This window comes from Methylococcus sp. ANG, from assembly GCF_040730495.1.
In the GTDB taxonomy this organism is placed as follows: domain Bacteria; phylum Pseudomonadota; class Gammaproteobacteria; order Methylococcales; family Methylococcaceae; genus Methylococcus.
On the sequence record NZ_CP160399.1, the window covers coordinates 781536 to 808315 of the forward strand.

Annotated in this window: 23 protein-coding genes and 1 pseudogene; 12 read left to right on the forward strand and 12 right to left on the reverse strand. The window is 64.9% G+C overall.

The features are described from left to right. Positions 1 to 30: 30 nt before the first annotated feature. From miaA to trxB, 4 genes are all read right to left on the reverse strand, one after another. Positions 31 to 969, reverse strand: a complete 939-nt coding sequence (gene miaA / locus ABZN20_RS03685) for a tRNA (adenosine(37)-N6)-dimethylallyltransferase MiaA (RefSeq protein WP_367026783.1) — start codon at positions 967 to 969, stop codon at positions 31 to 33. Beyond that, the gene (mutL, locus tag ABZN20_RS03690) at positions 966 to 2759 is read right to left on the reverse strand and encodes a DNA mismatch repair endonuclease MutL (protein WP_367026784.1); all 1794 of its coding nucleotides are present in this window, start codon (positions 2757 to 2759) and stop codon (positions 966 to 968) included. Before mutL ends, miaA begins: the two co-directional genes overlap by 4 nt. Positions 2760 to 2886: 127 nt before the next feature. Continuing rightward, entirely contained in the window at positions 2887 to 3498 is a 612-nt protein-coding gene (locus ABZN20_RS03695; RefSeq protein ID WP_255556473.1) for an outer membrane protein assembly factor BamE, read from the reverse strand. 39 nt (positions 3499 to 3537) lie between these two features. Then, complete coding sequence (gene trxB, locus ABZN20_RS03700; RefSeq protein ID WP_367026785.1) at positions 3538 to 4491, reverse strand: thioredoxin-disulfide reductase; 954 nt, start codon at positions 4489 to 4491, stop codon at positions 3538 to 3540. A gap of 171 nt (positions 4492 to 4662) precedes the next feature. Between trxB and ABZN20_RS03705 the strand changes: the two genes are divergently transcribed. Further along, a complete protein-coding gene (locus tag ABZN20_RS03705) occupies positions 4663 to 7038 on the forward strand; it encodes a DNA translocase FtsK (RefSeq protein WP_367026786.1) in 2376 nt (791 codons plus the stop codon). Between the two features lie 15 nt (positions 7039 to 7053). On the opposite strand, the gene ABZN20_RS03710 is transcribed toward ABZN20_RS03705, so the two are convergent. The 5 genes and pseudogenes from ABZN20_RS03710 to ABZN20_RS03730 form a co-directional block, all read right to left on the reverse strand. After that, positions 7054 to 7551, reverse strand: a complete 498-nt coding sequence (locus tag ABZN20_RS03710; protein ID WP_423246427.1) for a type II toxin-antitoxin system RatA family toxin — start codon at positions 7549 to 7551, stop codon at positions 7054 to 7056. 287 nt (positions 7552 to 7838) lie between these two features. Next, positions 7839 to 8375, reverse strand: a complete 537-nt coding sequence (locus ABZN20_RS03715) for a flavodoxin (RefSeq protein WP_367026788.1) — start codon at positions 8373 to 8375, stop codon at positions 7839 to 7841. A gap of 406 nt (positions 8376 to 8781) precedes the next feature. Further along, a pseudogene (gene nhaD / locus ABZN20_RS03720) lies at positions 8782 to 9246 on the reverse strand (sodium:proton antiporter NhaD); the annotation flags it as partial. Positions 9247 to 9248: 2 nt separating this feature from the next. Continuing rightward, a complete protein-coding gene (locus ABZN20_RS03725) occupies positions 9249 to 10622 on the reverse strand; it encodes a porin (RefSeq protein WP_367026789.1) in 1374 nt (457 codons plus the stop codon). A gap of 176 nt (positions 10623 to 10798) precedes the next feature. Continuing rightward, on the reverse strand, positions 10799 to 11629 hold the full coding sequence (locus ABZN20_RS03730; protein WP_218806869.1) for a methyltransferase domain-containing protein: 831 nt from the start codon (positions 11627 to 11629) through the stop codon (positions 10799 to 10801). 309 nt (positions 11630 to 11938) lie between these two features. On the opposite strand from ABZN20_RS03730, the gene ABZN20_RS03735 reads away from it, so the two are divergent. From ABZN20_RS03735 to def, 3 genes are all read left to right on the forward strand, one after another. Then, positions 11939 to 12172, forward strand: a complete 234-nt coding sequence (locus ABZN20_RS03735) for a hypothetical protein (protein WP_367026790.1) — start codon at positions 11939 to 11941, stop codon at positions 12170 to 12172. A gap of 69 nt (positions 12173 to 12241) precedes the next feature. Beyond that, the gene (locus tag ABZN20_RS03740) at positions 12242 to 13063 is read left to right on the forward strand and encodes an NADPH-dependent oxidoreductase (protein WP_367026791.1); all 822 of its coding nucleotides are present in this window, start codon (positions 12242 to 12244) and stop codon (positions 13061 to 13063) included. Position 13064: 1 nt separating this feature from the next. Further along, positions 13065 to 13640, forward strand: coding sequence for a peptide deformylase (gene def, locus ABZN20_RS03745; protein WP_367026792.1), 576 nt, complete (start codon positions 13065 to 13067; stop codon positions 13638 to 13640). A gap of 301 nt (positions 13641 to 13941) precedes the next feature. Here the strand turns inward: def and ABZN20_RS03750 are convergent, their stop codons facing one another. After that, the gene (locus tag ABZN20_RS03750) at positions 13942 to 14145 is read right to left on the reverse strand and encodes a (2Fe-2S)-binding protein (RefSeq protein ID WP_218806866.1); all 204 of its coding nucleotides are present in this window, start codon (positions 14143 to 14145) and stop codon (positions 13942 to 13944) included. A 133-nt stretch (positions 14146 to 14278) separates the two neighbouring features. Further along, the gene (gene bfr, locus ABZN20_RS03755) at positions 14279 to 14758 is read right to left on the reverse strand and encodes a bacterioferritin (protein WP_218806865.1); all 480 of its coding nucleotides are present in this window, start codon (positions 14756 to 14758) and stop codon (positions 14279 to 14281) included. A gap of 177 nt (positions 14759 to 14935) precedes the next feature. Here bfr and ABZN20_RS03760 point away from each other — a divergent pair, with 177 nt between their 5' ends. The 4 genes from ABZN20_RS03760 to ABZN20_RS03775 are packed head-to-tail and all read left to right on the forward strand — an operon-like array spanning position 14936 to position 19049. Then, positions 14936 to 15460, forward strand: coding sequence for a YcxB family protein (locus tag ABZN20_RS03760; RefSeq protein ID WP_218806864.1), 525 nt, complete (start codon positions 14936 to 14938; stop codon positions 15458 to 15460). A gap of 19 nt (positions 15461 to 15479) precedes the next feature. Beyond that, positions 15480 to 17381: an ABC-F family ATP-binding cassette domain-containing protein gene (locus ABZN20_RS03765; protein ID WP_367026793.1), complete on the forward strand. Its 1902-nt coding sequence runs from the start codon at positions 15480 to 15482 to the stop codon at positions 17379 to 17381. Between the two features lie 18 nt (positions 17382 to 17399). Next, positions 17400 to 17903 carry a hypothetical protein gene (locus ABZN20_RS03770; protein ID WP_218806862.1) on the forward strand — a complete coding sequence of 168 codons (504 nt, stop codon included), beginning with the start codon at positions 17400 to 17402 and terminating at the stop codon, positions 17901 to 17903. 60 nt (positions 17904 to 17963) lie between these two features. Continuing rightward, positions 17964 to 19049, forward strand: a complete 1086-nt coding sequence (locus tag ABZN20_RS03775; RefSeq protein ID WP_218806861.1) for a YkgJ family cysteine cluster protein — start codon at positions 17964 to 17966, stop codon at positions 19047 to 19049. Positions 19050 to 19055: 6 nt separating this feature from the next. Here the strand turns inward: ABZN20_RS03775 and ABZN20_RS03780 are convergent, their stop codons facing one another. Continuing rightward, the gene (locus ABZN20_RS03780) at positions 19056 to 19865 is read right to left on the reverse strand and encodes a helix-turn-helix domain-containing protein (protein WP_367026794.1); all 810 of its coding nucleotides are present in this window, start codon (positions 19863 to 19865) and stop codon (positions 19056 to 19058) included. Between the two features lie 235 nt (positions 19866 to 20100). On the opposite strand from ABZN20_RS03780, the gene ABZN20_RS03785 reads away from it, so the two are divergent. From ABZN20_RS03785 to ABZN20_RS03800, 4 genes are all read left to right on the forward strand, one after another. Continuing rightward, positions 20101 to 20352: a zinc-ribbon domain-containing protein gene (locus tag ABZN20_RS03785; RefSeq protein ID WP_218806859.1), complete on the forward strand. Its 252-nt coding sequence runs from the start codon at positions 20101 to 20103 to the stop codon at positions 20350 to 20352. Positions 20353 to 20555: 203 nt separating this feature from the next. Then, positions 20556 to 22151: a TolC family protein gene (locus tag ABZN20_RS03790; protein ID WP_367026795.1), complete on the forward strand. Its 1596-nt coding sequence runs from the start codon at positions 20556 to 20558 to the stop codon at positions 22149 to 22151. A 166-nt stretch (positions 22152 to 22317) separates the two neighbouring features. After that, on the forward strand, positions 22318 to 23448 hold the full coding sequence (locus tag ABZN20_RS03795) for an efflux RND transporter periplasmic adaptor subunit (protein ID WP_255556466.1): 1131 nt from the start codon (positions 22318 to 22320) through the stop codon (positions 23446 to 23448). Continuing rightward, complete coding sequence (locus tag ABZN20_RS03800) at positions 23445 to 26609, forward strand: efflux RND transporter permease subunit (protein WP_367026796.1); 3165 nt, start codon at positions 23445 to 23447, stop codon at positions 26607 to 26609. The genes ABZN20_RS03795 and ABZN20_RS03800 overlap by 4 nt, the downstream gene beginning before the upstream one ends. Positions 26610 to 26780 lie beyond the last annotated feature (171 nt).

Below are 26780 nucleotides of genomic sequence, written 5' to 3' on the forward strand. Positions count from 1 at the left end.
GCGTCATGATCACGACTGTGCCCCCAAGCGCTATAGCATTGCCCTCACCTCCATCACCGCTCTTTCCTTCAAACCACGCGCCTGGCTCTCCAGCCAGGTAGCCTTGGTCTCCTTTCTCAGCCAGGTGTACTGCCGCTTGGCGAACTGCCGGGTGGCGATGATGGCGCGTTCGACGAAGGTATCGAAGTCGCAATCCCCTTTCAGATAAGCCCAGGCCTGGCGGTAGCCCACGGCGCGGATGGAGGGCAGGGTTTCGTTCAGGTCGCCGCGCCGGTAGAGGACTTCGACTTCTTCCAGAAATCCCTCCTCCAGCATCCGCCGGAACCGCTCGGCGATGCGCTCCGCCAGCACGGCCCGGCTCGATGGCGCCAGCACGAGGCGCAAGGGCCGGAACGGCAGATCGGGAGTCCGGCTGCCTTCACACAGGTCGGTCAGCGTCCGGCCGGTGATGTAGAACACTTCCAGAGCGCGTTGCAGGCGCTGGGGATCGTTGGGGTGGATGCGGGCGGCGGCGGGCGGGTCGATGCGGGCCAGTTCGGCGTGGAGTGCGTGCCAGCCTTCCAGCGCCGCCCGCGCTTCGATCTCGCGGCGGATAGCCGGATCGGCCGAGGGCAGTTCCGCCAGTCCCCGCAACAGGGCGTTGAAATACAGCATGGTGCCGCCGGCCAGCACCGGCAGACGGCCACGGGCGGTGATGTCGGCGATCAGGGCCAAGGCCTGGTCGCGGAATTGGCCGGTCGAGAAGGCCTCGCTCGGGTCGAGGATGTCGATCAGGTGGTGCGGCACGGCTTCGCGTTCGGCGGGCGTGGGCTTGGCGGTGCCGATGTCCATGCCGCGGTAGACCAGGGAGGAGTCGACGCTGACGATCTCGCCGTTCAGGGTGTCGGCGAGTTCGATCGCCAGCCGTGATTTGCCCGACGCCGTGGGGCCCATCAGCACCACGACCGGCGGCAGCTCGGCAGCGGTCATCGGCCGCGCAGGAACAGACGGTCGAGCTCCTGGGTGTCGAGCTGCACCCAGGTCGGCCGGCCGTGGTTGCACTGGCCGGCGCGCTCGGTGGCCTCCATTTCGCGCAGCAGCGCGTTCATCTCCGGCACCGTGAGCTTGCGCCCGGCCCGCACCGAGCCGTGGCAGGCCATGGTGGCGAGGACGGTGTTCAAGGTTTCCTGCAAACGCTCGGAAGACCCGTGCTCACGCAGATCGGCCAAGGTATCCCGCACCAGCCGCTCGACGTCGCCCCCGTCCAGCAAAGCCGGCACCGAACGGACCAGTACGCTGTCCTCGCCCGTGCGCCGCAGCTCTATCCCTAACCGCGCCAGATGCTCGCCATGCTCCTCAGCCAGATCGGCGTCGGCCCGGCTCAGCTTGATCCTCACCGGCAGCAGCAGGGGTTGGCTGGCGATCCCGCCGGCCTGGTATTGCCGCTTCAAGCGCTCATAGGTGATCCGCTCATGGGCGGCATGGCCGTCGACGAGGATCAACCCCTGCGCGTTCTCGGCCAGGATGTACACACCCTTGAGATGGGCCAGGGCGTAGCCCAGTGGGGGGACGTCGTGCTCGCCTTGGGTCTCCGGTGGATTCGGAACGGGCTCCGGCGCCGAATAGAGTTTGCGCAGATCGCCCAAGCCGCCTGGCTGGTACGGCCGGGGCGGCGCCTCCGCGACCCGGAACAGCGGCTGCTGGCGCCCCTGCGGTTGTTCCGGCGGCGAGGCCGGACGTTCCACGGCGGGTGCCTCGGCCACGCTCGCCGCCTGCCCCGGCCGATGTCCGGCGATCGAACGGTGGAGGGCGCTGAACAGGAAATCGTGCACCATCCGTCCCTCGCGGAAACGCACTTCCAGCTTGGCCGGATGCGCGTTGACGTCGACCAGGGCCGGATCGATCTCGAGGTACAGCACGTAGACCGGCTGGCGCTCGTGGTACATCACGTCCTTGTAGGCCTGGCGGATGGCATGGCCGACCAGCTTGTCCCGGATCAGCCGGCGGTTGACGTAGAAGAACTGTAGATCGGCCTGGCTGCGTGAGAAGGTCGGCAGCCCAACCCAGCCGTGCAGCCTGAGGCCGCAGGCTTCGAAATCCACCCGCAGCGACTGTTCCAGGAAATCGGGGCCGCACAGCGCGCCGATGCGCTCGGCCCGTTCGGTTTCCTCAACGCCCGGCCGCAGCCGGAGGATTTCGCGCTGGTTGTGCCGCAGGCCGAAGCCGACGTCGAACCGCGCCAGGGCCATCCGCTGCACCAGGGTCTGGATGTGGCCGAACTCGGTTTTCTCCGCCCGCAGGAACTTGCGCCGGGCCGGGGTGTTATAGAACAGGTCCCGCACCTCGACCGTGGTGCCCTGGGCATGCTGGGCGGGCTGGATGTCGAAATCGCTCTCGCTGCCGTCGGCGCTCACCCGCCAGCCGCACTGGGCATCGCCGGTGCGGGAGGTGAGCGTCAGCCGGGCCACGGAGCTGATGCTGGGCAAGGCCTCGCCGCGAAACCCCATGCTCGCCACCCGCTCCAGGTCCTCGAGCGATGCGATCTTGCTGGTGGCATGGCGCGACAGTGCCAGGCCCAGGTCTTCGCGGTCGATGCCGCAGCCGTCGTCGCGGATCCGGATCAGCCGCGCTCCGCCCTGCTCGACGTCGAGTTCGATCCGGCGGGCACCGGCATCGAAAGAATTCTCGACCAGCTCCTTCACGACGGAAGCCGGCCGCTCGATGACCTCGCCAGCGGCGATCTGGTTGATCAGTTGTGGAGGGAGTTGGCGGATGCGCATGCGGATCAAGGCGGGAAAATGGCTCGGCGCCGTTCATCCGGCAGGTGTTTCCGCGCCCCTGAAAAAACGGGATGCGACCGGAGCTCCACGACCATCTCGAAAGGCCGCCGACTGCGCCGTGGAAACATCATTTCCCGGGCGAGTATACCGCTCTGGCCTTGACGCCCGGATCGGCCGAGACCTTCATCCTACCCTCCTTGTCCCAGATGAGTTGGTACTGGGCGAAACTGGACAGCCAGTAATTCCACACCGGCGCGTCCAGCGAAGGGGTATCGCTGGTCAAGGGATAACCGACCGCCATGATGGCCTGTTCCTTGGTCATGCCCTCCGACACTTTGCCGATGCGGATGGCCTCCCGCACATCAGGCGGAAACGTGGCGAGACGGATCTTCGGGTCTTTCGTCACGACGATCTTTTCGACCCACTGCTGCAGCGTTTCCTGCTTGCGGCCGTAGTCGTGGCCGAGCCGCATCTTCCGGCCGCCGATTTCCGCGTAGGCGCGGTCGCCACTGTATCCGTACACCTGGACCGGCGTTCCCGCGGCGATGAACGGGTTTTCCCCGTAGTTGCCGTCGCTGATCCAGTCATCCTCGAAATGCAGGTTGCAGCAGGTATAGCCGGTCCTCAGCGCAGGAGCGTTCGGATCGTAATGGGGGGCGCATGCCGTCATCCCTGCCATGGCCAAGCCCGACAGCGCGAACCGGCAAGCCGTCCGTAAATTCCAGACATTCATTTTCATCTGCGACTCTTCAAGTGAGGCCTATGGATCACCGAATACCTACCCCAAGCTGTCGAGGAATTTCTCCGCATCGAGTGCCGCCATGCAGCCCGAACCCGCGGAGGTGATGGCCTGGCGGTAGATCGAATCGGACACGTCGCCGGCCGCGAACACCCCCTCCACGCTGGTCGCCGTGGCCCCCCCGTCGCTGCCGCCCTTGACCACGATGTAGCCGTTGCGCATCTCCAGTTGCCCCGAAAAGATTTCCGTGTTCGGGCTATGGCCGATCGCGATGAACACGCCCTCCAGGGCGATGTCCTTGGTCGTACCGTCCCGCACGTTCTTGATGCGCACGCCGGTGACGCCCATCTCATCGCCCAGGACCTCGTCGAGCACGCTGTTCCACTCGATGCTGACGTTGCCGTTCGCCGCACGCTCCTGCAGCTTGTCCGACAATATCTTTTCGGAGCGGAACTTGTCGCGGCGGTGGACCACGGTGACCTTCGCCGCGATGTTGGACAGGTACAGCGCCTCCTCCACCGCGGTATTGCCGCCGCCGATCACGGCCACGTGCTTACCTTTGTAGAAGAACCCGTCGCAGGTGGCGCAGGCGGAGACGCCCCGGCCCTTGTACGCTTCCTCCGAAGGCAGACCCAGGTAGCGGGCGGATGCGCCGGTGGCGATGATCAGCGCATCGCAGGTATAGACGCCGGAATCGCCGGTCAGGGTGAAGGGGCGCCGGGACAGGTCGGCCGTGTGGATGTGATCGAAGACGATCTCGGTGTCGAAGCGCTCGGCATGGCGCCGCATCCGCTCCATCAGCTCCGGCCCCATCACGCCGTCGGCATCGCCCGGCCAATTGTCCACATCGGTCGTCGTGGTAAGCTGCCCGCCCATCTGGATGCCGGTCACGAGTACCGGCCTGAGGTTGGCGCGCGCGGAGTAGACCGCCGCCGTATAGCCGGCTGGGCCCGAACCCAGGATCAGTACTCTGGAATGCTTCGGTTCGCTCATGAAATCCTCTATCCTGCTGCAAAAATGAAGGCATTATACGGTGCGGCCGAGCGCGATTTCTAACCGGACGCGCACGGGAAGCGCCTGCGCCGGAAGCGGTGCGCCTTGCGGATCGCCGCGCACATTTGAAACAATAATTGGTTTATTTATTTGATTGATTTGGTGGGCCTTTTGGCGAGAGCGGACAAGAAGATGACGCCGGCGGACGATCTGCGCTCCTCCCTGGTGCGGACATTGAGAGAGGGAGCGTTTCTGGCCTATCTGGCGCTCGCCTCGTTCTTCCTCATTGCTCTGGTCACTTTCGACCTGGAGGATGCCGGCTGGACCCATACCGGCGGCCGCCGCTCGGTCTCCAACGGCGCCGGCGCGGTGGGAGCCTGGCTGTCGGATTTTTCGTTTTCCCTGTTCGGGATCATGGCCTATTTGCTGCCGCTGCTCTTGGCCGGCTACGGCTACCGCATCTACCGGGGCCGCGGCGCGCAGCACCGGTTTTCGCTGCTCGACTCCACCTTGCGATGGCTCGGCCTGGGCGCCGCCATCGCGGCCGGTTCCGGCATCGTCGACCTGCAGTTGCTGCGGGCGCCCCTGCCTCTGCCGGAGACCACGGGAGGCATCGTCGGAAGGGAACTCGCGGACCTCGTGACCGGCTCGTTCGGCGTCAAGGGCGCATCCGTCCTGCTCGGCGGGGTCTTCCTGGCCGGAGTATCCCTGGCGACCGGCCTGTCCTGGCTGGGACTGGTGGATACCGTCGGCCAGACGGTGCTGAGGCTGATCCGCACGGTCACAACCGTTCCCGCTTTCCTCGCGAGAGGCGCGCACCAGCCCCAGCCCGCGCCGCCACAGCCGGCCGCAGCCGCTCCGGTGAAGCCCCGCCAAACCGCACCGCGCCCGACCAGGCCGCAGGAGCAGTCCGCGACGCCGGCCCGTCCCGCCGACCCACCGGCCCAGGCCCCGGAACCCCCCGCGCAGCGCGCTCCGGTGATTCCTTTTCTGCAACCCAGGAAACCGCCGGCGGCACCTGTCGCGCGGAAGCCCGCCAGCGGCGCTCTGCCCGCCCTGACCCTGCTGAACGACACCTCGGCCAAGGTGCACGCCTATTCTCCGTCCGTGCTGCAGCAGATGTCCGAACTGGTGGAAACGATCCTGGCCGATTTCGGCGTGGACGTCGAGGTCGTCTCGGTCCATCCGGGCCCCGTGATCACCCGGTTCGAGCTGCAGCCCGCGGCCGGGGTCAAGGTCAGCCGGATCAGCGGCCTGGCGAAAGACCTGGCGCGGGCGCTGTCGGTCACCAGCGTGCGCGTGGTCGAGGTCATTCCGGGCAAGTCGGTGGTGGGCCTGGAAATTCCCAACCGGGAGCGCGAGATCGTGCTGCTGCACTCGGTCCTGGCTTCCGAAGCCTACCAGCAGGCGTCCTCCCCCCTCACCCTGGTGCTCGGCAAGGACATCAGCGGCCACCCGGTGGTGGCCAACCTGGCCAAGATGCCGCATCTGCTGGTCGCCGGCACCACCGGCTCGGGCAAGTCGGTCGCCATCAACGTGATGATCCTGAGCCTCTTGTACAAGGCCGGCCCGGCGGAGGTACGGCTGATCATGATCGATCCCAAGATGCTCGAGCTTTCGGTCTACGAAGGCATCCCCCATCTGCTGACGCCGGTGGTCACCGACATGAAAGAGGCCGCCAACGCCCTGCGCTGGTGCGTCGCCGAGATGGAACGCCGCTACAAGCTGATGTCGCTGGTCGGGGTGCGCAATCTCGAAGGCTTCAACCAGCGGGTGCGGGAGGCCGCCGAAGCCGGCAAGCCGCTGCGCGACCCGCTGTGGAACCCGAACCTGGCTTTGGGCGACGAGGAGCCGCCGCTGCTCGAACCCCTGCCCTGCATCGTCATCGTCATCGACGAGCTGGCGGACATGATGATGATCGTGGGCAAGAAGGTGGAAGAGCTGATCGCCCGGCTGGCGCAGAAGGCGCGCGCCGCGGGGCTGCATCTGATCCTGGCGACCCAGCGGCCCTCGGTGGACGTGATCACCGGCCTCATCAAGGCCAATATCCCGACCCGCATCGCGTTCCAGGTGTCGTCCCGGATCGACTCGCGCACCATCATCGACCAGGGCGGCGCCGAAGCCCTGCTCGGCAACGGCGACATGCTTTATCTGCCTCCCGGTACCGGCTTCCCCCAGCGCGCCCACGGCGCTTTCGTGTCCGACCACGATGTCCACAAGGTGGTGGAATTCCTCAAGAACACCGGCGAGCCGGACTACATCGAGGACATCACGCGGTTCAGCGAGGACGGGGGAGACGGATCGGGGTTCCGCGGCGGGAACGCTGACGGCGGCGGTGGCGACGAAGGCGACGCCCTTTATGACGAAGCGGTAAGGTTCGTGACGGAAAGCCGCAAGGCTTCCATATCCTCCGTGCAGCGCCGCTTCAAGGTGGGCTACAACCGCGCCGCGCGGATGATCGAGGACATGGAGCGCGCCGGCGTGGTCACGCCCGCCGACACCAACGGCAGCCGCCAGGTCCTGGCTCCGCCGCCACCGCCGGTCTGAAGGAGCTTCTTCCGTTCAGGCAGGGCCGGTCTGGCCGACGCCATCCAGCACAGGCCCCTGCGGCAACGCGGGGCCGCCGTTGCCGTAACGCTTGGCCGCCTGATTGCAGAATGCCGCCACCAGCGACTCCATCACTTCCCTGAAAATCCCGCCCAAGGCCATCTGCAGGAGGGGATTTGCGAATTCGAAATCCACCCGGAACGAAACGTCGCAGCCGCCGTGGGGATTGGGGTCGAAACGCCAGTTCCCGCGCAGATACTTGAAAGGCCCATCCACCAGCTTCATGTGGATGTGCCGGCCCGGCTCCATGGTATTGGCGGTGGTGAAATTCAGCCTCACTGCGCCTTTCGCCAGGGTGATGGTCGCCTTGATGTGGCGCTCCGCCGCGGACAGCACTCTGACGTCGCGGCAGAGCGGCAGATATTTCGGATAGTCGGCCACGTCGTTGACGAGCTCGTACATCTGGTCCTGCGTGTAGTTCACGCAGACGCTGGTCGATATTGTCGACATCATTCCCCTCGGAAGTTCAACGGTCGTCCGCCTCCCTTGCTTAGAGCCGCGGCGCAGACCGAAACCAGAGATGATAAAGCAGTTTGCCGCTTGGATCGAAGGCGAGCGCCGTCCAGAGCCGGCCGAAAGAGACGAATGCCACAAGCACTCTCGAGAACTTCAGCCTCTCGCCCTGACGCCGCGCAGGGCCTGTAGCGTTTGACCAGGCAAGGGGCGGGAAATTCAAGGAAGCTCCGATCGACCCGGAGCTTCCTTGCACATCATTGTGAGCCGAAGCAAGCCGAAGGGTATCAGGCGCCGACGAGCGCCGGCTTGACGATCTCCAGCCACTCGTCGAGGCGTTCGTCCGTCATTTCGCTCTGGTTTTCGTGATCGATCACCAGGCCGACGAACTGGCCGTCCACGACCGCCTTGGACTTTTCGAACTCGTAGGTATCCGTCGGCCACGCGCCGACCACACTGGCCCCGCACTCGATCACCTGCTCGTAGATTTCGCGCAGGGCGTCGACGAATTCATGGCCGTAACCCTGCTGATCGCCCAGACCAAACAGCGCCACGGTCTTCCCCGACATGTCCTTGCCCTTGAACTTCGGCAGGAACTCGAGCCAGCTCTCCTCCGAAGCGCCGGAGTCCAGGCCAGGCAATTCGCCGTCCCCCAGGGTCGGCGTTCCCAGGATCAGTGCATCGTATTTGAGCACGTCGTCGATGCTGGCCTTTTTGACATCGACCGGAGCATCCGCGTCATCGCCCAGCTTCTTGGCAAGCTGCTTGGCGACGCGGCGGGTATTGCCGGTATCGGAGCCGAAAAAGATCCCTATCTTCCCCATGACTGTTTCCTCTATAACATGTTGTTCAACAAGGATAATACTGCGCCCGAACCGGTCCGGGCCGGCCCTTTCGGCCGCGCCCTGCGAACTCCCGCCAGCGCCTGGCGGTTCCTTAGAAAGACAGTGGCGCGTAAATCCGCGGCAAACGCCAACGGTTCAGGCATCGACCAGGATGTAGCAATAACCAGACCAGTCGTAAGGAAAACCCGGATCATGGGGCATTCACGCGGCTCCCAGACGGAACAATGTCCACAGAATCTGTGGATAAGCATGTGGGCTCGCCGGGCAATCAGGATTCATTCCGTTGATAAATATGGACATTTACTCAACGCCCAGAGCTTTTCCAGCCGCGCGCGGAAAAGGTGCAGGACGCCGTTCACGGCGCCCGCCATTGAGGCATGGATTGTCAGAAACAACGCGAGTTGACGACGAAATGGACCCCGATGGCTGCAAAATAACCAAGAAGGATCACCGGGCACCATTTCAGATGGCTGCTGAAGCCGTATTGCCCTTTGGTCATCCCGAGCAATGCGATGCCCGGCGCCGACCCGATGGCCAGCAGACTGCCGCCCAGCCCGAGGGGCAGCGTCACCAGCAGCCACTGCCCTTCGGGCAGATCGGGGCGCATGCTCAGGACGGCGAACATCAGCGTCCCGTTATCGACGAAGGCGGACGAACGACCGATCAGCACGTTTGCAAGCGTAGCGTTGTGCTGGCCGTACAGCCAGGCCGATACGGCGTCCAGATAGCCGATGAAACCGAGCCCGCCGATGCCCACCATCGCACCGTAAAAGAACAGGAGCGTGTCCCACTCCAACCGCCCCACTTTATCGAGAATGTCGAAACGGCGCGTTTCCAGGATGCCGCCCGGCGTCAGAAAGTCACGATCACGTCGGCGGAAAACAGGAATTGGTCCGAGCGTTTCCCCGCATCGAAGATCTTGATGTCGTCGGACCAGTCGTAGCGGGCGTTGGGACGCAAGATGACCCAGTTCAGGGGCTTCCAGTTCAGGCCCAACGTCAGCGCGTAATACCCACTGCCCTGAACCGGATAGACGGTGGAAAAATCGGGGTTGCAGGCATAGGGCCGTGCAACGCCGGCGCCGTTGATGTTCACGCTCCCGCTGCAGCGCGGCGGACCGGACACGCGGAAGCCGTTGTTGTCGCGCCACCATTCGGCCCGGAGGCCGACCGACCAGTGCTCCTCGAGCGCATAGGTCAGCCACTGGGCGATACCGTACCACTGGGCGTTTTCCAGCTTTCCGCCGTTGCGCGTGTAATTGGCGGTCTGCACCTGATCCGCGAAACCGTGGGTATGTTCGATGACGTAACGCAGCCTGTCGTCCAAAAAACTCGTCTTGCCCACCAGGCTGTATACGGCCCAAAGGTCGCCGAACCGTTCGGAACGCCCCCCCGCCATCGAGGTCAGGCTGAGCGAATCGCTCCTGTCGTCGCTGGTCCAAACCGCACCGCCCAGGAAGTCCCAATTGCCCAACTGCTGGTCCCAGGTACCGTCTCCGCCGCCGGTGGCGCTGCCGGTGACCGCCCCGGCCGACACCGCCCAGTTGGCGTCGATCGCGTAATTGCCGAGGATGCCGGTATGCGTAAATGGATTGAACTGAAAGGTGTAGGGCTTCGTGATGAAGAAATTGTCCGGCGCCGTGACCATTTCGTACCCCAGCGGGGTATAGAAATGCCCGGCCTTGACGGCTAGACCGTTGCCCACCGGCAGATTGAATTCGGCGTACGCCTGGGGCAAGGCGATGCCGTAGAAGCGGTCCGACCAGCTCGACAGATGCAGGTCCCAATGGCCCCGATTCAACGGCCGCCCGGTTCTCGGGTCCACGTAGGGGATGCCGTAGGCCTGGGTGAAAATCGCGTCGGTACCGTACATGAAGTCGAAACGGCCGCCGACGTCCCAGTCGTCGGGACTGGCCGCGACGGCACGCTCCAGATACAGATAGAACTGGTTCATCTGAAGTTCGCCCGTGCGGTCGTTGAATGAAACGGGACCGTTGAAATCGTCCGCCGGACTGCTTGCGTTGTAAGTCACGCTGGCGTTCACCCATCCGCCGAGATGGATGCCCGCCCGCTGGAGCCCCTTGCTGCCGTTTACGTCGGCGCCGAGATAATCCAGCAGGCCCGACGCGGTGTCCGCGGCGGATGCCAGGGGCCAGGCGAGGCATAAACTCACTGTGACGGCGAAGCGACGCGCAAAGGGAAACAGCCTCTCCGGCACCAGAGCCATTCGATTGTCCAATGCAAAAAAGAGGGCAGTTTATCTACGTGGTGATAAAAAGTGCGTAAAAGACTCCCTGACGCCGATACCGGGGGAAGGACAACGCCGAAGCGTTTTCCGGATGGTATCCCAACGGCGCCGTCGCTTCAGCAGAGATCGAACCCTATCCAAAAAGGGCAACATCGTCACACACCCGCTGTGTCCAGCGCTTTCAGCGGACGGCGTCCGATCGCCTGGAACACCTGGGCGGTACTCTGGATGGACCGCGGATCGGCCTCGTGTCCCGCCAGCTCGGCAAGCAAGCGGTCGATTTCCTCGCGGCAGGTCAGCCCCGCCGCGATCGCCGACTCGGCGATGTTCGAGAGCGTGATCCGCGCGACCGTCTTGCCTTCGCCTTGCCGGAAGACGGGCATGGAAACCGCTACGTCCACGTCTTCCAGGCCGGCGTCGATCAGCAATGCGGGAAGACTCGGCCCGATGCCCGGATCGGCGCCCCGGGCGCGCCCGGTAGCGGCGTACAGATCGACGTAGCGCCGGAACGCCGCGCTCGGCGGCCAGTGGACATGGGCGGAGATGTCGATGTCCTCGACCACGATTCGGCCCAGCGGCCGGACGGCCCTGCACATCCGCCGGAGCGCATCGCGAGGATCGGCAAGGTGAGACAGGAGGAAGCGCGCGTAAACGATGTCGAAAGCCCCATCTTCGTCGATGTCCTCGATGCGACCCTGCCGCCACTCGACCGGGAGGCCACAGCCGTCGGAAACCCTTTTGGCGTGCGCAAGAACGCCGGCGTCCATGTCGATCCCCACGACCCGCCCGGTGGCGCTGACGATCTGCGCGATCTCGAGCGTCATGTCCCCGCTTCCGCAGCCCAGATCCAGCACGTCCATTCCGGGCGCCAAGCCGGCTCGCCCCAGAACCTCGAGGCTCCCCGGCCGCATGACGCGGCCCAGCACGTGCAGCCGCTCGGCTCCGGATTCCCCGCCTTGGATGATGTAGTGCGATTCGTTCGCCATACCCTGTACCCGTTATCGCGCAGTGTCCCGGCGGAGTTTACAAAGTCCCTGAGTCAACGTCCCCTCCCTTCAGAAGCCTTGGCGGCGGCCGGAAACCCGGCGGTTGTCCCGGAAACAAACGTCCTGCGCCATCGGCTGGCGATCTACGGCATGCAGCCCGGCGACAAGCCTGCGGAACCGGACAGGCTGCGGGATTTCTCTTGAATAATCGAATGCCCCCTCCTCGGGAAGAGCCGGGGCAAAATCAAAAAGCAACCGGTATGCGCGCCAACCCGCCGGCCCGCCACTTGCCGGATTCCGCCGGAGGACATGCCGGTACCGACATCCGACGCCGCCGGCAAGACCCCGGACATCGCCCCCATCGCCAACGTCGACGATACCACCCGGATCAACCTGGCACTGGCTTACGACATGCTGGACGAAGCCACCAGGCCCCTCATCGACGGCCTGCGGCTCATCACCTACAATCCGTTCAAAGCGCAAGCCAGGCGACCGTGCATGCGCGAACCCCGTTCCCCGCCGACTCGAAGCGCGGCGAAGTGAATCCCGGCGCGTGCTCAAGCGCATCAGCCTGGCGGGAGGACGGCCCTTCTGAGCCATCGATCGAAAACCATGAGCCAAGCCCGAACGCTACTCGCCTCACGTTACGGCCGGCACGAACCCATGCCGGCCATCGCCTCGAACGAAGTCCTGGAACACCTGCTGTCCCACCGCTCGGTCCGCGCCTACACCGCCGAGCCCTTGGCCCCAGGCACGCTCGAAACCCTGATCGCGGCGGCCCAGTCCGCCGCCAGTTCGTCCAACCTCCAGCTCTGGAGCGTGGTCGCTGTCGAGGATGGCGAGCGGCGCGCCCGGCTGGCCGAACTGGCCGGCAACCAGGCCCACATCGTCCAGGCGCCGCTGTTCCTGGTCTGGCTGGCCGACCATGCCCGTCTGCGGCGGATCGCGGCCCAGCGAGGCATCGCCGCGGAGGGGCTGGATTATCTGGAGATGTACACCATGGCCGTGGTCGACGCCGCCCTGGCGGCGCAGAACGCCGTGGTCGCCGCGGAATCGCTAAGGCTGGGCACCGTCTACCTCGGCGCGATGCGCAACCGGCCGGAACAGGTGGCGGCGGAACTCGGATTGCCGCCAGGGGTTTTCGCCGTATTCGGGCTCTGCGTCGGCCATCCCGACCCCGCCGCCCTCCCCGCCATCAAGCCGCGCCTGCCGCAGGAAGCGGTGCTGCACCGGGAAACCTATGCCCTGGAAAGCCAGGACGACGCGGTGGAGCGGTACAACGCCGCGATGTCGGAGTTCTATGCCGAACAGAACATGGCGGTCACGGGCGACTGGTCGAAACACTCCGCCTCCCGGATCTCCGGTCCCGCCAAGCTGTCCGGCCGCGACCGCCTCAAGGCGGCCCTGAACGCCCTCGGCTTCGAGCTGCGCTGACTTGGCCGGCGCCGCTCTCAGATTGAAGATCGTCCAGGCCGGCGAACCGGTGCTGCGGCAGCGGGCGCGTCCCTTGAGCCCGGAGGAAATCCGCAGCGCCGCGGTCCAGGCGCTGATCGGGCACATGCGCGAGACGATGCGCGACGCGCCGGGCGTAGGGCTCGCCGCCCCGCAGATCGGCCAGGGCCTGCAACTGGCCGTCATCGAAGACCGCGCCGACTACCAGAAGAGCCTGTCGGCCGAGGAACTGGCGGCGCGAGGACGCGAACCGGTGCCCTTCCACGTCATCGTCAACCCGGAAATCATCGCCCGCTCGGAAGAGACCGACGTCTTCCACGAAGGCTGCCTCAGCCTCGCCGGCTTCAGCGCACGGGTGGAGCGCGCGCGCTCGGTCCGGGTGTCCTGCCTGGACCAGTGGGGCGAAGCGCGAATCATCGAGGCCAGCGGCTGGTATGCCCGTATCCTCCAGCACGAGATCGATCACCTGCACGGCAGCCTCTACATCGACCGCATGGACCCGCGCAGCTTCACCAGCCAGGCCAACTACGCACGGTACCGGGACATCGAATCCGGCTGAGGCCGGCGGACCAAACGGCCCCGCTGCCACCGATGCCGGCTGGCATCAACGATCCGGGGGGCGAATGGTCCCCCGTGATTCAACGAAATCCTGACGATCATGGCGACCAGCCACCCTGGTCCCGGAGGCCTCTCGGAGAACTGGTCGTGGAAGGGCGTTTTACGTTTTCGGAAATGATCCGGATTGGGCCGTGAGGAATGGGCTGAAGCGCCCTGTGCTCGCTCTGATGTCGGAGTGGGAACCCGGCTTACGGAAGGCGTTGGATGCCGGCGCAAGCTTCGCCGGGGAAGCCAAGGGATATTCAGGCCGCCATGTCCTGCTGTTCCAGCATGGCGTTTTCCGCCAGGGTTTCCCGGATGAGCGTCTTGACCTCCAGCGCGCATTTTCCGCACTGGCTGCAGGTATCCACACGCTTCCGCAGCGTGCGCAGATTGCACGCGCCGTGGCGAACGACGGCTTCCCGGACCTGGCGTTCAGTGACGTTCCTACAGATGCAGACGTACATAAGCATGGACCTCGAGACTGGGTACGAGCTTAGACTAGCAGAACTGAGAACGTTTCTCAAACAAGAATCGGAAAAAAATTTTGTTTCCGAATCGGGACGACAGCATTTCCCGATCCAACGGCCGAAGCGGCGCCTAAATCCCTTCTTCCATTTGGCTTTGCAGATAGTTCTCCAGGCCGATGCTCTCGATCAGCCGAAGCTGGGTCTCCAGCCACAAGCTGTGATCCTCCTCGGTGTCGTCGAGCAGAATCTGGAGGATACGCCGGGTCTCGTAGTCACCCTTCTCCTCGCACAGGCCGATCACCTCGCGCAGATGGCCGATCACGGCGTATTCGACGCCGAGGTCGTTTTTCAGCATCTCCGGCACGTTCCGTCCGACGCGGATCGCATCCCGGCCGACCACATCCGGAACCCCTTCCAGGAACAGGATCCGCTTGATCAGCGCACCAGCGTGAGCCTGTTCTTCCTGCATTTCGTGGGCGGTGTGCTCATGCAGGGCATGAAATCCCCAGTCCCGGTACATCATCGCGTGGATGAAATACTGGTCGATGGCGGCAAGCTCGCCCGCCAGCAGCCGATTCAGCGCCGTTATCACTTCGGGTTGGCCTTTCATTTCCCCATCTCCCGGGACGCGGCCCTTCAGGGCCTTCGTGGTTGTCGTGCGTAATTGAAACAGAATTACGTATACTAGTCAGCTCCAAAAAACACCCTGCCACATTCGAATATACGCCCGATCCGCGGCGCACGCGGCAAGAAAACCACAACATCGGCGACCGGAACACCTCAACAGATGAACGAAATCGAGTACGAACTGCGCGAACAGGACCTGCTGGCCTTCAGCGAGCATCAGATACGGGAAACCAAGGCGCTGAAGAAACGGCGGCAACGGCATCAGTCGACGATCCCTGCCTTCTTGGTCGCCATTTCGCTGTTTCTCTGGTTCTATTACCAGGACTTGGTGTCCGCGGCCTACGTCGGCGTCATCGCGCTGGCCTGGGGCTTCCTGGTTCCCGCCTACATGCGGTGGACCACGCGCAAGCAACTGCTCGCCATGCACTCGGACGAAGACAAGCGGCGCATCCTGGGCCGCTACCGGCTGAGCGTAGCCAGGGACGCGCTGATCGAAAAGAAGCTGGACGGCGAGGAAAGCCGGATTCCCTGGAGCGAGATCCTGCGGATCGAGCTCACCGACAAGTACGCATTCATTTTCGTGGCGATCGACGCGGCCCTGATCGTGCCGCGGGCCACGGTCAATGCCGCCAAGCTGCGCGACTTCGTGCGGGCGGCGGACGAACGGATCGCCGCGGCGGACTAGAGCGGCCGCGCCTTTCACGATGATCGGGTTTCGCGACGTCCCCCTGAGGATCGGCGGGCGGATACTGTTCGAGCACGCGTCGTTCAGCATCTTCCCGGGTCAGAAGGTCGGCGTGACCGGCGCCAACGGGGTCGGCAAGTCCAGCCTGTTCAAGCTGGTGACCGGTAGCGGCCAGGCCGACGCGGGCGAAGTTCAGCTTCCGCCGAACTGGGTGATTGCCCATGTCGCCCAGGAAACGCCGACGGACACGCGGGCGGCGATCGAGTTCGTCATGGACGGCGACGCCGAGCTGCGCGAGGTCGAGCGTGAGATCGCCGCGGCCGAAGCCTCCGGAGACGGGCTCGCGCTGGCCCGGGCCCACGCTCGCTACGAAGCGATCGGCGGCTACCAGGCCAGGGCCAACGCCGGGCGGCTCATCGCGGGTTTGGGCTTTGCGGCGGGAGACGGGGACCGTCCGGTCGACGCCTTTTCCGGCGGCTGGCGCATGCGCCTCGCGCTGGCCCGGGCGCTGATGTGCCGCTCGGACCTCCTGCTGCTGGACGAGCCGACCAACCACCTCGACCTCGACGCCGTGCTGTGGCTGCAGGAATGGCTCGCGGCCTATCCCGGCACCCTGCTGTTCGTCTCGCACGACCGGGACTTCCTCGATGGCCTGGCCGATCACATCCTCCACATCGAAAACGGCGAAGTGGTCCTGAACACCGGCAATTTCTCCGCCTTCGAACAAGCCCGCGCCCAGCGGCTGGCCCAGAACCAAACGGCGTTCCGCAGACAGCAGGCCGAGGTCGCCCGCCTGCAGGGTTTCGTCGACCGGTTCCGTGCCAAGGCGACCAAGGCGCGTCAGGCCCAGAGCCGGCTCAAGCTGCTGGCGAAGATGGAGGTCATTTCGCTGGCCCACGTGGATTCACCCTTCGAATTCGCCTTCCGCCCGCCGGAAAAGCTGCCCCGTCCGCTGCTGCAGGCCGAAGGCGTGGCGGTGGGATACGAAGGCGTTCCGCTCTTGGAAAACGTCGGGATGTCGCTGATGCCGGGCGACCGGGTCGGATTGCTGGGCCGCAACGGGGCCGGCAAATCGACCTTGATCCGGCTGCTGGCGGGGCTGCAGCCGCCGCTCAACGGCGACCGCAGGGTTTCCGGCGAACTGCGGCTGGGTTATTTCGCCCAGCATCAACTGGAACTGCTGCGTCCCGAGGAAAACGCGATCTTCCATGTCCAGCGGCTGGACGACAAGGCTTCCGAAAAGGACATCCGCGATTTCCTCGGCGGCTTCGGCTTCAGCGGCGAACGGACTTTCGAGCCCGTCGCCGGGTTTTCGGGCGGCGAGAAGGCCCGCCTGGTGCTTGCCCTGATCGTCTACCAGCGTCCCAACCTCCTGCTGCTGGACGAACCGACCAATCATCTGGACCTGGAAATGCGCCTGGCGCTGATCCGGGCGCTGCAGGATTTCGAAGGCGCGGCGGTACTGGTATCCCACGACAGCTACCTGCTGCGGGCGGTGGCGGACAATTTCTTCCTGGTCGCCGACGGCCGGGTCACCCCATTCGACGGCGATCTGGACGACTACCGCGCCTGGCTGCGCAACCGTAACTCCCCCGAATCCGCCGCCGAGGGCCGCCGCGACGCCGGATCCTCCCGCCGCGAGACCCGGCGGGCCGATGCCGAAAGGCGCCAGCAGCTCCGGCCTTTGCGCCTGCGGCTCGAACGTGCCGAAGCGGAGCTGGAGCGCTGCTCGAAGCGGCGGGACGAACTCGAGGCGCAGTTGGCCGATCCCGGCGTTTACGCCGAGGAAGCCAAGGACCGGCTCAAACTGCTGCTGCTGGACAAGGCCAAGGCGGAAGAGTCGCTGGTCCGCGCCGAAGCGGCCTGGTATGCCGCCACCGAGGCGCTGGAACAGGCGCAGGTCTTGGCTGACACTGCCTGAATCCGGAGAAGACACCGCATGCCGCTGATCCGACTGTTCATCGAAATCTGCCTGTTCCGCAAAGGTCCCCAGGATATCCCGCCGTCCACGCTGCTGTTGTGGCTCACGGCGGGCACCTACCTCATCGTCGGCTTCATCCTGCTGGGGCTGGAAGTGGAATGGCTGCCGGCCATCATCGAATCGGTGGCGGAACTGGCGATGCTCCTCGGATTCGTCTGGCTGCTGCTGGCTCTCTTCAAGAAGACGCCGCGCTGGCAGAAGACGGCGACCGCCATTCTCGGCAGCGACGTCGTCATCAGCGCGCCCGCCATCCCCTTGGTGGGCTGGACCCTTGCAGTCCCCGACGCCGCCGGCATCCATCTCATCCTGTTCGGCATGATGCTCTGGCACGTCGCCGTCGTCGCGCACATCTTCCGGCATGCGCTGTCCAAACCCTGGACCACCGGCCTGCTGCTTGCCGTCGCGTACGTGGCGGGAAGCTACAGCGTCATTATGACGCTGTTCCCCCCTTCGGCCGTTTGACCGCATCGGCACCTCGCACGCCGCTTTTCCCGTTTCACCGCGCACCGCCACTTCCGGTACATGACCGCATTCCTGCGCCAACCCCATCACCGTTACGACGACCCTCTGGCGCGAATCTGGATCGCCTGCGCCGAAAACGTGGGCTTCCGCATCGCACGCAGCCCCGAGGTCTATGCGTCCACCGACGGGCGCGGCACGATCCTGATCGGCAGCGACGACTTGCTCGACCCGGACGACTCCCTCGCCCAGATGATCTTCCACGAGCTGTGCCATGCGCTGGTGGAGGGCGAGGCCGGCGAAGCCCAAGTGGATTGGGGATTGGACAACACCAGCAACCGCCACCTGTGGCGCGAGCAGGCCTGCCTGCGGCTCCAGGCCCATCTCGCCGACGGCGTGGGCCTGCGCCATTTTTTCGCCCCCACCACCGACTTTCGCGTCAAATTCTGGCCAACCCTCGGCGACGACCCGATGACGGCGCCGGCGGACAAAGGCGGCCGCCGCGAGCCTTCGTGCGTCGCCGCACGGCTGGCGGCTTGGCGCGCCTCGCAGCCGCGCTGGGCGCCGCACCTCCAGGCTGCCCTGGCGGCGACCGCGGCCGTCGCCGTCGTCGTCCCCGCCCACATCAGGAGCGATGACGCCGGCGAAGGGCGGATGCCGTCCCTGTGGGGCACGGTCGCACCACCCCCGCCGCGGCATCCGGCGGGCCATGCCGCCGTCGCGCTCCATCGGGCGGACAAAGGCTGCGCCGGCTGCGCATGGTCACACGCCGAACGCCAGGGGATTCGCTGCCGGCATGCACCGAAAGTGCGCATCGCCCCCGACGCGCCGGCCTGCATGCGCTGGGAGCCTGCTGAAGAGCTCGATTGCCTCGCCTGCGGCGCCTGCTGCCGGGAAGCCTACCAGGCGGTGGAGATAGCGGCGCGCGAACCGGTCGCCCGCCTGCATCCCGAACTGGTCATCGCCGCCGGGAACCGCCGGAAATTGCGCCGCGACGGCGAACGCTGCGCCGCCCTGGCGGGCGGCAACGACCCGGCGGAATCCTATGCCTGCCGGATCTACCAGGACCGCCCCCGGACCTGCCGGGACTTCACACCCGGCAGCGCGAACTGTCTGGATGCCCGCCGGAGAGTCGGCCTGTCGCTGTAGGAACGCTCATTGCCCGGAAGCCCTGGGCACGGAAAACCGCACCGAACTGCGGTTGCTGGTATAGCCGTGATCGTAAGCCCTGCCGTTGTATTCCAGGCGGGTGTCCGCCGGACGGCCGAGCGTGATCTTGAACGGAGCCTTCCCCTGGACGGTCTTTACCTGGTCTTTGGCCACTGTCTGAAAGAGCAGTCTTTTCCCTTCCGCATCGATGACGCTGGCCCAGGATTCCCCCGAGAAGCTCAGCGTCAGGGTATCCACCTCCGGCTGTGGGGGCGCGGGAGAGGGCTCCGGCTGCGCTGACGGATACGGCGGAACGGTCGGCGAGCCAGGCGCCTCGACAGCCGCCATTGGGCTCGAGGCGGGTGCCGGCGCGCCGGACGAAGTCTGGAACGAACGCCAATACTGGTAGCCCCAGATACCCGCAATGCCCAGGAGGACCAGTCCCAGCGGACCGAGCCAGGAAGCGGGTTTCGCCTCGCCCTGGCCGCGCACCGCCGGCCGCAGCTCCGGACCTGCCTCCTCCCCTGCGACGCGGTTGTAGGCGTCGACGATTTCCTGCTCCGGCAGATCCAGCAGACGCGCGTAATTGCGCAGGTATCCGCGCACGAACGCCGGGGGCGGCAGGCTGGCGTAGTCGTCCCGCTCGAGCGCGCCGATGATCCCTGCCGACAGGTGCAGTTCGCGCGCCACCTTGTCGACCCCGAGGCGGCGAGCCTCCCTGGCGGCCCGGAGCCTCTGCCCCGCGCTCCCCCCTTCCCCTCCCGGCCGGCCTGCAAGATCGTTGTCCATCGCGTCGCCCATGTCGTTGTCCGCCATCCGAAAAACGAAGTATTTTAAGCGCTTGCCCGTCCGCGCATTCAAACGCATCCGGTCACGGCTTGGCAAGTTCGATTCCGCCGCGGGGCTCCCGCGTGACAGCGCGGCGTGCCACGGCCAGGCTTGAGGTGTCAGAATAGCCACACCGGACCAGCGTTCCGGCGTAAGGCTATGCAGTCTCCACTCCCAAAACAACAAAGGGCCGTTGGCCCGATCTCAGAACGAGGAGAAAAATATGGAACTCGGCACCTGTGCAAACTGCGGAGCAAAAATCTCCGCGCCCGCAAGCGTCTGCCCAAGCTGCGGAAAATCGGTCGAATCATCCGCCGGTGAAAATGAACCTCCCATCAGGAAGCTCGGCGGAAAATTCCAGGCCATCGGAATCCTGACTCTTGCCGCCGGCATCGTGGCGACCCTTGTCGGCGCCTGGTGGGGACCCGCGCTCGCGATGCCGGGCGTGGTGTTGTTCATGCTTGGAAAACTGTAAGCGGGTGCCGGGCACGAAGGGAGGGAGCCCCTTCGTGTTCTCGATTACAATTCCAAGGCATGGCTCGACACGATGGGAAGGCTTAAGGCATGCTTGGCGCGTACCGCAGCCATTCGGCCCGAATGGCCATGGCGCGTTCCGACGAGCGGTCGGTGAGACACGATCATCACCAGGACTTTGACTGAAGCAGGATTCCGTACAGGATGGAGCCCAAAATCGAGGTATTGAAGAACGCCGGATGCCGGCTGCTTCTGATCATTCCGGCGGTTCTCGCCGTCGGCTGCAGCAATAAGATCGGACCGGATTACCAGACTCCCGAAACCCGGGTTTCCCCCGACTGGCTCGAAAGCGAGGACTCCCGGGTCTCCAAGAAGGAAGGCAATTTCCGCGAGTGGTGGCGGGTGTTCAAGGACCCGGTCCTGAACAAACTCATCGAAACCGCTTATTCGCAGAATCTCCCGCTGCAGATCGCCGCCGTCCGCATCCTGGGCTCGCGCGCGGAACTGGGCGTCGCCACCGGCAATCTGTTTCCGCAGCAACAGGGATTCGAGGGGCAAACCGAGAAAATCAGCATGCCTTTCCTCCGGGATCTCGGCTTGGGAAGTGGCGACAGCCTCTGGTATACCCGCGTCGGCGTCATGTCGAACTGGGAAATCGACATCTGGGGCAAGTACCGCCGGGCCATCGAGTCGGCCGATGCCCAGTTGATGGCCTCCGTCGCCGAGTACGACGACATCCTGGTCACCCTCACCGCCGATGTCGCCAACACCTACGTGCAGATCCGGACCCTGGAAAAGCGCCTCGACATCGCCCGCCACAACGTCGAGACCCAGAGCGAGAGCCTGCGCATCGCCGACGCCAAGTTCCACGGCGGCACCAGCACCCAGCGCGACGTGGAGCAGGCGAAGACCGTACTGGCCAGCACCCAGGCAACCATCCCGGTGCTGGAAGGACAGTTGCGGCAGGCGAAAAACACGCTTAGCTATCTGCTGGGCATGCCGCCCGAAAAACTCGACAAGCCCTTGGGCTCGGGAGCCCGGTTCGGACAGATTCCCGCCCCGCCGGTCCAGGTCGCCGTCGGCATTCCGGCCGATCTGCTACGGCGGCGGCCGGACGTGCGCCGCGCGGAACAGAGCGCCGCCGCGCAATCGGCCCGCATCGGCATCGCCAAGGCGTCGCTCTATCCGGCCTTCTCGATCAGCGGCAGCTTCGGCTTCGTCTCCACCAACTCCCAGGGCCATAGCCTGGGCGACATCTTCAATTGGGGGCAGCATTTCTACCGCTTCGGGCCCTCGGTGCAGTGGAATTTGTTCAATTACGGCCAGCTCACCAACCAGGTCCGGGCCCAGGACGCCCGCTTCCAGGAACTGGCCCTGGGTTACCAGAACACGGTGCTGAAGGCGCAGCAGGAGGCCGAGAGCGCCTTGATCGGATTCCTCAAGACCCAGAATTCCGCGGAGTTCCTGGCGGAGAGCACCGCCGCCGCCCAGCGCTCGCTGGATCTGGCCACGCTGCAGTACCGCGAAGGCATCACCGATTTCACCACCGTGCTGACGGCGGAGCAGGATCTGCTCAAGCAGCAGGACAACTTCGCCCAGACCCTCGGCAACATCGCCACCAATCTGGTCGGCGTTTATCGTACCCTGGGCGGCGGCTGGCAAATTCGCGAAGGCAAGGACTTCGTCCCCGAACCGATCCAGCAGGCGATGGCCGAGCGAACCAACTGGGGCGATCTGTTGAAGCCGGGGGCCGTCCCCAAGGCACCGCCGGCCAACCTCATCCGGGCACCGGACTGGTGAGGCCGGAACCCTCTCAAGCCTTATGATTCAAGACCTCGCGGCGCGTGCTTCCTCACACGGTCCCGCCGCTACCGGAAACGACTTCAGGGAGACTCTTCCAGTGATTCGCACGACTCATTGCCGCCCAGGGACTATGTGGCGAGCGCTTATCGGTACGGGCATATCCATGCTGTTGCTTGCCTCCGCCGGCTGCGAGAAACCCAACACTTACGTGCCGCCGCCGCCGCCGAAAGTGATCGTCAGCCAGCCGGTCGAAGGCCCGGTCACACCTTACCTCGAACTCACGGGAAACACCCAGGCGATCAAGACCGTGGAGCTCCGGGCCCGCGTCGAAGGCTATCTGGAAAAAATCCTGTTCCGCGAGGGCGAGATCGTCAAGGAAGGACAACTGCTGTTCCTCATCCAGCAGAACACCTACGACGCCAAGCTCAAGGAGGCCAAGGCCCAGGTGCTCGCCGACAAGGCCCGCCTGATGCATGCGGAAACCGAATTCGCCCGTTTCTCGGGGCTGCTCAAGCAGAACGCGGCCGCCCAGACCGACGTCGACCGCTGGCACTACGAACGGGATTCGGCGCAGGCCGCGGTCATGGCCTCGGAAGCCAACGTCGACCTGGCCCGGCTCAATCTGAGCTACACCGAAGTCAGGGCGCCGTTCACCGGCCGCGCCGGCCGCCGCCTCAAGGATCCCGGCAACCTGGTGGGCGCCGGCGAGAAAACCGTGCTCGCCGAGATCAACCAGATCGACCCGATCTATGCTTATTTCACGATCAGCGAGCAGGATCTGCTGCGGGTCCGCGGCAAGCACCAGGATGAGGCGACCAGCCCCCGGATGCCGGACGTGCCCGTCTTTCTGGGCCTGGTCAACGAGGACGGCTACCCGCACCAAGGCAAACTCGACTTCGCCGGCATCCGGCTGGACCCCTCCACCGGCACCCTGCTGCTGCGCGCCGTCTTCCCGAACCCGGACTATTCCATTCTTCCCGGCCTGTTCGCCCGGCTCAAGGCGCCGGTCGATACGGCGCAGTCCGCGCTGCTCATCCCGGTGGAAGCCATCAGCTACGACCAGATCGGCCCCTACGTGCTCGTGGTCAACGACAGCAACCTGGTCGAGCGGCGCAGCATCACCACCGGCCCCCCTTCCGGCCGCATGATGTCGATCACCGACGGGCTGAAAAGCACCGACTGGATCGTCGTCGACGGCCTGCTGCGCGCCATTCCGGGCAAGGAAGTGGCACCCGTCCGGCAGCCGTTGGCGGCTGACTCGGCCGGCAAGTCCGCGGGAGCGCCCGCCCGATGATCTCCAAGTTCTTCATCGAACGGCCGATCTTCGCGAACGTCATCGCGATCGTCACGATCATTCTGGGTGCCGTCAGCCTCATCAATTTGCCGGTCGCCCAATACCCGGACATCGTGCCACCCACCATCCAGGTGACCACCCGCTATCCCGGCGCCAGCGCAGAAATCATCGCCAACACCGTCGGCATCCCGATCGAGCAGGCCGTCAACGGGGTGGAGAATTCGCTGTATCTGTCCTCGACCAGTGGCAGCGACGGCTCCTACACCTTGACCGTCACCTTCCGGGTCGGCAGCGACCTCAATACCGGCCTGGCCCTGGTACAGAACATGGTCAACGGCGCCCTGGCCCAGTTGCCGGATGCCGTCCAGAAACAGGGCGTCACCGTCAAGAAGGTCTCGACCGACATGCTGCAGGTCATCAGCCTGTACTCGGACGACGACCGTTTCGACGAAACCTATCTGTCCAATTACGCCGTCATCAATCTGCAGTATCCGCTGGCCCGCATCCATGGCGTCGGGCAGATCAAGGTCGTCGGCGCCGGCTCCTACAGCATGCGGGTGTGGCTGAATCCGGAACGGCTGCGCTACTACGGCCTGACGGCGAAGGACGTGGCCGACGCCATCCAGCAGCAGAACGTCGAGGTCGTGGCCGGCCAGCTCGGCGGCCCGCCGGTGCCCGAGGACCAGCCCTACCAGTTCACCATCAATGCCCTGGGCCGCCTGTCCGATGTCTCGGAATTCGAGAACATCATCATCAAGACCACGCGGGGAAAGCCCCAGCAGGCGGTCGCGAGCGAGGATACCGCCCGGATCGTGCGCGTGAAGGACCTCGCCCGAGTCGAGTTGAGCCAGCAGACTTACACCAACTACGCCGAGGTCAACGGCCACCGGTCGACCCAGATCGTGGTCTATACCCTGCCCGGGGCCAACGCCATCGACGTCGGCGAAAAAATCAAGCAGTCGATGGAAGAAATGAGCCAGGACTTTCCCGAAGGGCTCAAGTACGCGATCTTCTACGACACCACGAAGTTCATCGATCAATCGATCCACGCGGTCTACGAGACCCTGCTCGAAGCCGGCGTGCTGGTGCTGATCGTCATCATGGTGTTCCTGCAGAATTGGCGGGCCACCCTGGTGCCGGCGACCACCGTGCCGGTGACCATCATCGGCGCCTTCGCCGCGATGGCGATGCTCGGTTTCTCGGTCAATCTGATGACGCTGTTCGCCTTGATCCTGGCGATCGGCATCGTCGTGGACGACGCCATCATGATCGTCGAGAACGCCTGGCATTACATCGAGAAGGGACTGACGCCCAAGGACGCGGCGATCAAGGCCATGAGCGAAATGACCGGCCCCGTGATCGGCATCACCCTGGTGCTGACGGCGGTATTCCTGCCTTCGGCCTTCCTGCCCGGCATCACCGGCCAGATGTTCCGGCAATTCGCCCTGGTGATCGCCTCCACCGCGGTCATCAGCGCCATCAACGCCTTGACCCTGAAACCCGCCCAGTGCGCCCTCTACCTCAAGGCCAGACCGGCCGAGCACCGTCCGAACGCGTTCTACCGCGGCTTCAACAAAGTCTATGGCGCAATCGAGGCGGCCTATACCCGGCTGGTGCGGTGGATGGTGAACCGGACCGGAGCGATGGCCGCGGTTTTCTTCGCCGTCATCGCCGTGGGCGGTTGGCTGTTCAGCATCCACCCCACCGGCTTCCTGCCCAGCGAAGACCAGGGTTACGCCATGATCATGACGCGCCTGCCGGACGGCGCCGCGCAGCCCAGGCTCCGGGAAGCCAGCCGGAAGCTGGATGAGGTCCTGAAGAAAACCCCCGGCGTCAACGCCTGGGTCGTGATCGGGGGCCTGTCGATTCTCGATACCGCCAACCTTTCGAACGCCTCCACGACCTTCGTCATTTATGACGACTGGGACAAGCGCGGCGAGACGCTGACTCAGGCCCGCATTCTCGGCGGCTTGAAACAGCAGCTCGACGCCATTCCGGAGGCCCAGTTCGCGATCATGATTCCCCCGCCCATCCGCGGCCTCGGCCAGGCGGGCGGCTTCCAGTTGATGGTCGAAGACAAGCGCAGCCTCGGCCTGCCCGAGTTGCAGAAAGGCGTGCTGGAACTCACCCGCGCCGGCTCCTCGCAATCCGGTCTCGGCTTCGTGGGCTCGACCTTCAGCAACCGCAGCCCGCAGCTCTACCTCGACATCGACCGGACCAAGGCGCAGTCGCAGGAAGTCCCGATGAACAACGTGTTCGCCACCTTGCAGGCATATCTCGGGTCGGCCTACGTCAATCTGTTCAACAAATTCAACCAGTCGTTCCAGGTCTACGTCCAGGCCGACGCACCTTACCGGCTGCGTCCGGAGGACATACAGAATCTGTACGTGAAGAACGTCCGGGAGGACATGGTGCCGCTGGGCTCATTGTTGACCGTGAACCACAAGCTGGGTTCGGAACTGGTCACGCGCTACAACCTCTATCCGGCGGCACCGGTTTTCGGCACCGCGGCCCCTGGATTCAGTTCCGGCGAAGCGATCCGGCTGATGGAGCAGGTCGCCAAGAACACCTTGCCGCAAGGCATGAACTTCGAATGGACCGCGACCGCGTTCCAGGAAAAGCAGGTGGGCAACCAGGCGTATTACATCTACGCCCTGTCCATCCTCCTGGTGTTCCTCGTGCTGGCCGCCCAGTACGAAAGCTGGGCCAGCCCCGCCGCGGTGATCCTGGTGGTGCCCATGGCCCTGGTGGGCGTCATCGTCTCCCTCATCATCCGCCACTTCGACAACAACCTGTACACCCAGGTCGGGCTGGTGCTCATGATCGCGCTGGCCAGCAAGAACGCCATTCTGGTGGTGGAGTTCGCCCGGGAACTGCGCGCCGAGGGCATGGCCATCGCCGACGCCGCGGTGGAGGCCACCCGGCGCCGGTTCCGGCCCATCATCATGACCTCGTTCGCTTTCATCCTCGGCGTCGTCCCGCTGATGAAGGCCGGCGGCGCGGGCGCGGCCAGCCAGCAGGCGATCGGCACCGTAGTGTTCGGCGGCATGCTGGCCTCCACCATCCTGGCCATTCCGTTCGTGCCGGTGTTCTACGTCATCACCCAGCGCTGGAGCGAGCGGAAGAAAGGAGGGAAGCCGGAATCCTCAGCGGCCGGCTGAGGCGGGTCGTATGGGCGTCCCGGCTTGCCGGCCCGTGGGAACTCGATGGAAGCGGGCTTTGATCCGCTCCCATAATTGCGATTGACAACCCGGCTCCGCTTGACGAAAGTGTAGCCAGCTTTGTGGCATATCCTCCGCCCCGGCGGAAGATGCTTACGCGAACATCGGGAG

Coding starts and splice junctions, on each gene's coding strand:
- miaA (WP_367026783.1), bottom strand. CDS start 969: ATGACCGCTGCCGAGCTGCCGCCGGTCGTGGTGCTGATGGGCCCCACG.
- mutL (WP_367026784.1), bottom strand. CDS start 2,759: ATGCGCATCCGCCAACTCCCTCCACAACTGATCAACCAGATCGCCGCT.
- ABZN20_RS03695 (WP_255556473.1), bottom strand. CDS start 3,498: ATGAAAATGAATGTCTGGAATTTACGGACGGCTTGCCGGTTCGCGCTG.
- trxB (WP_367026785.1), bottom strand. CDS start 4,491: ATGAGCGAACCGAAGCATTCCAGAGTACTGATCCTGGGTTCGGGCCCA.
- ABZN20_RS03710 (WP_423246427.1), bottom strand. CDS start 7,551: ATGATGTCGACAATATCGACCAGCGTCTGCGTGAACTACACGCAGGAC.
- ABZN20_RS03715 (WP_367026788.1), bottom strand. CDS start 8,375: ATGGGGAAGATAGGGATCTTTTTCGGCTCCGATACCGGCAATACCCGC.
- ABZN20_RS03725 (WP_367026789.1), bottom strand. CDS start 10,622: ATGGCTCTGGTGCCGGAGAGGCTGTTTCCCTTTGCGCGTCGCTTCGCC.
- ABZN20_RS03730 (WP_218806869.1), bottom strand. CDS start 11,629: ATGGCGAACGAATCGCACTACATCATCCAAGGCGGGGAATCCGGAGCC.
- ABZN20_RS03735 (WP_367026790.1), top strand. CDS start 11,939: ATGCCGGTACCGACATCCGACGCCGCCGGCAAGACCCCGGACATCGCC.
- ABZN20_RS03740 (WP_367026791.1), top strand. CDS start 12,242: ATGAGCCAAGCCCGAACGCTACTCGCCTCACGTTACGGCCGGCACGAA.
- ABZN20_RS03750 (WP_218806866.1), bottom strand. CDS start 14,145: ATGTACGTCTGCATCTGTAGGAACGTCACTGAACGCCAGGTCCGGGAA.
- bfr (WP_218806865.1), bottom strand. CDS start 14,758: ATGAAAGGCCAACCCGAAGTGATAACGGCGCTGAATCGGCTGCTGGCG.
- ABZN20_RS03760 (WP_218806864.1), top strand. CDS start 14,936: ATGAACGAAATCGAGTACGAACTGCGCGAACAGGACCTGCTGGCCTTC.
- ABZN20_RS03765 (WP_367026793.1), top strand. CDS start 15,480: ATGATCGGGTTTCGCGACGTCCCCCTGAGGATCGGCGGGCGGATACTG.
- ABZN20_RS03770 (WP_218806862.1), top strand. CDS start 17,400: ATGCCGCTGATCCGACTGTTCATCGAAATCTGCCTGTTCCGCAAAGGT.
- ABZN20_RS03775 (WP_218806861.1), top strand. CDS start 17,964: ATGACCGCATTCCTGCGCCAACCCCATCACCGTTACGACGACCCTCTG.
- ABZN20_RS03780 (WP_367026794.1), bottom strand. CDS start 19,865: ATGGCGGACAACGACATGGGCGACGCGATGGACAACGATCTTGCAGGC.
- ABZN20_RS03785 (WP_218806859.1), top strand. CDS start 20,101: ATGGAACTCGGCACCTGTGCAAACTGCGGAGCAAAAATCTCCGCGCCC.
- ABZN20_RS03790 (WP_367026795.1), top strand. CDS start 20,556: ATGGAGCCCAAAATCGAGGTATTGAAGAACGCCGGATGCCGGCTGCTT.
- ABZN20_RS03795 (WP_255556466.1), top strand. CDS start 22,318: ATGCTGTTGCTTGCCTCCGCCGGCTGCGAGAAACCCAACACTTACGTG.
- ABZN20_RS03800 (WP_367026796.1), top strand. CDS start 23,445: ATGATCTCCAAGTTCTTCATCGAACGGCCGATCTTCGCGAACGTCATC.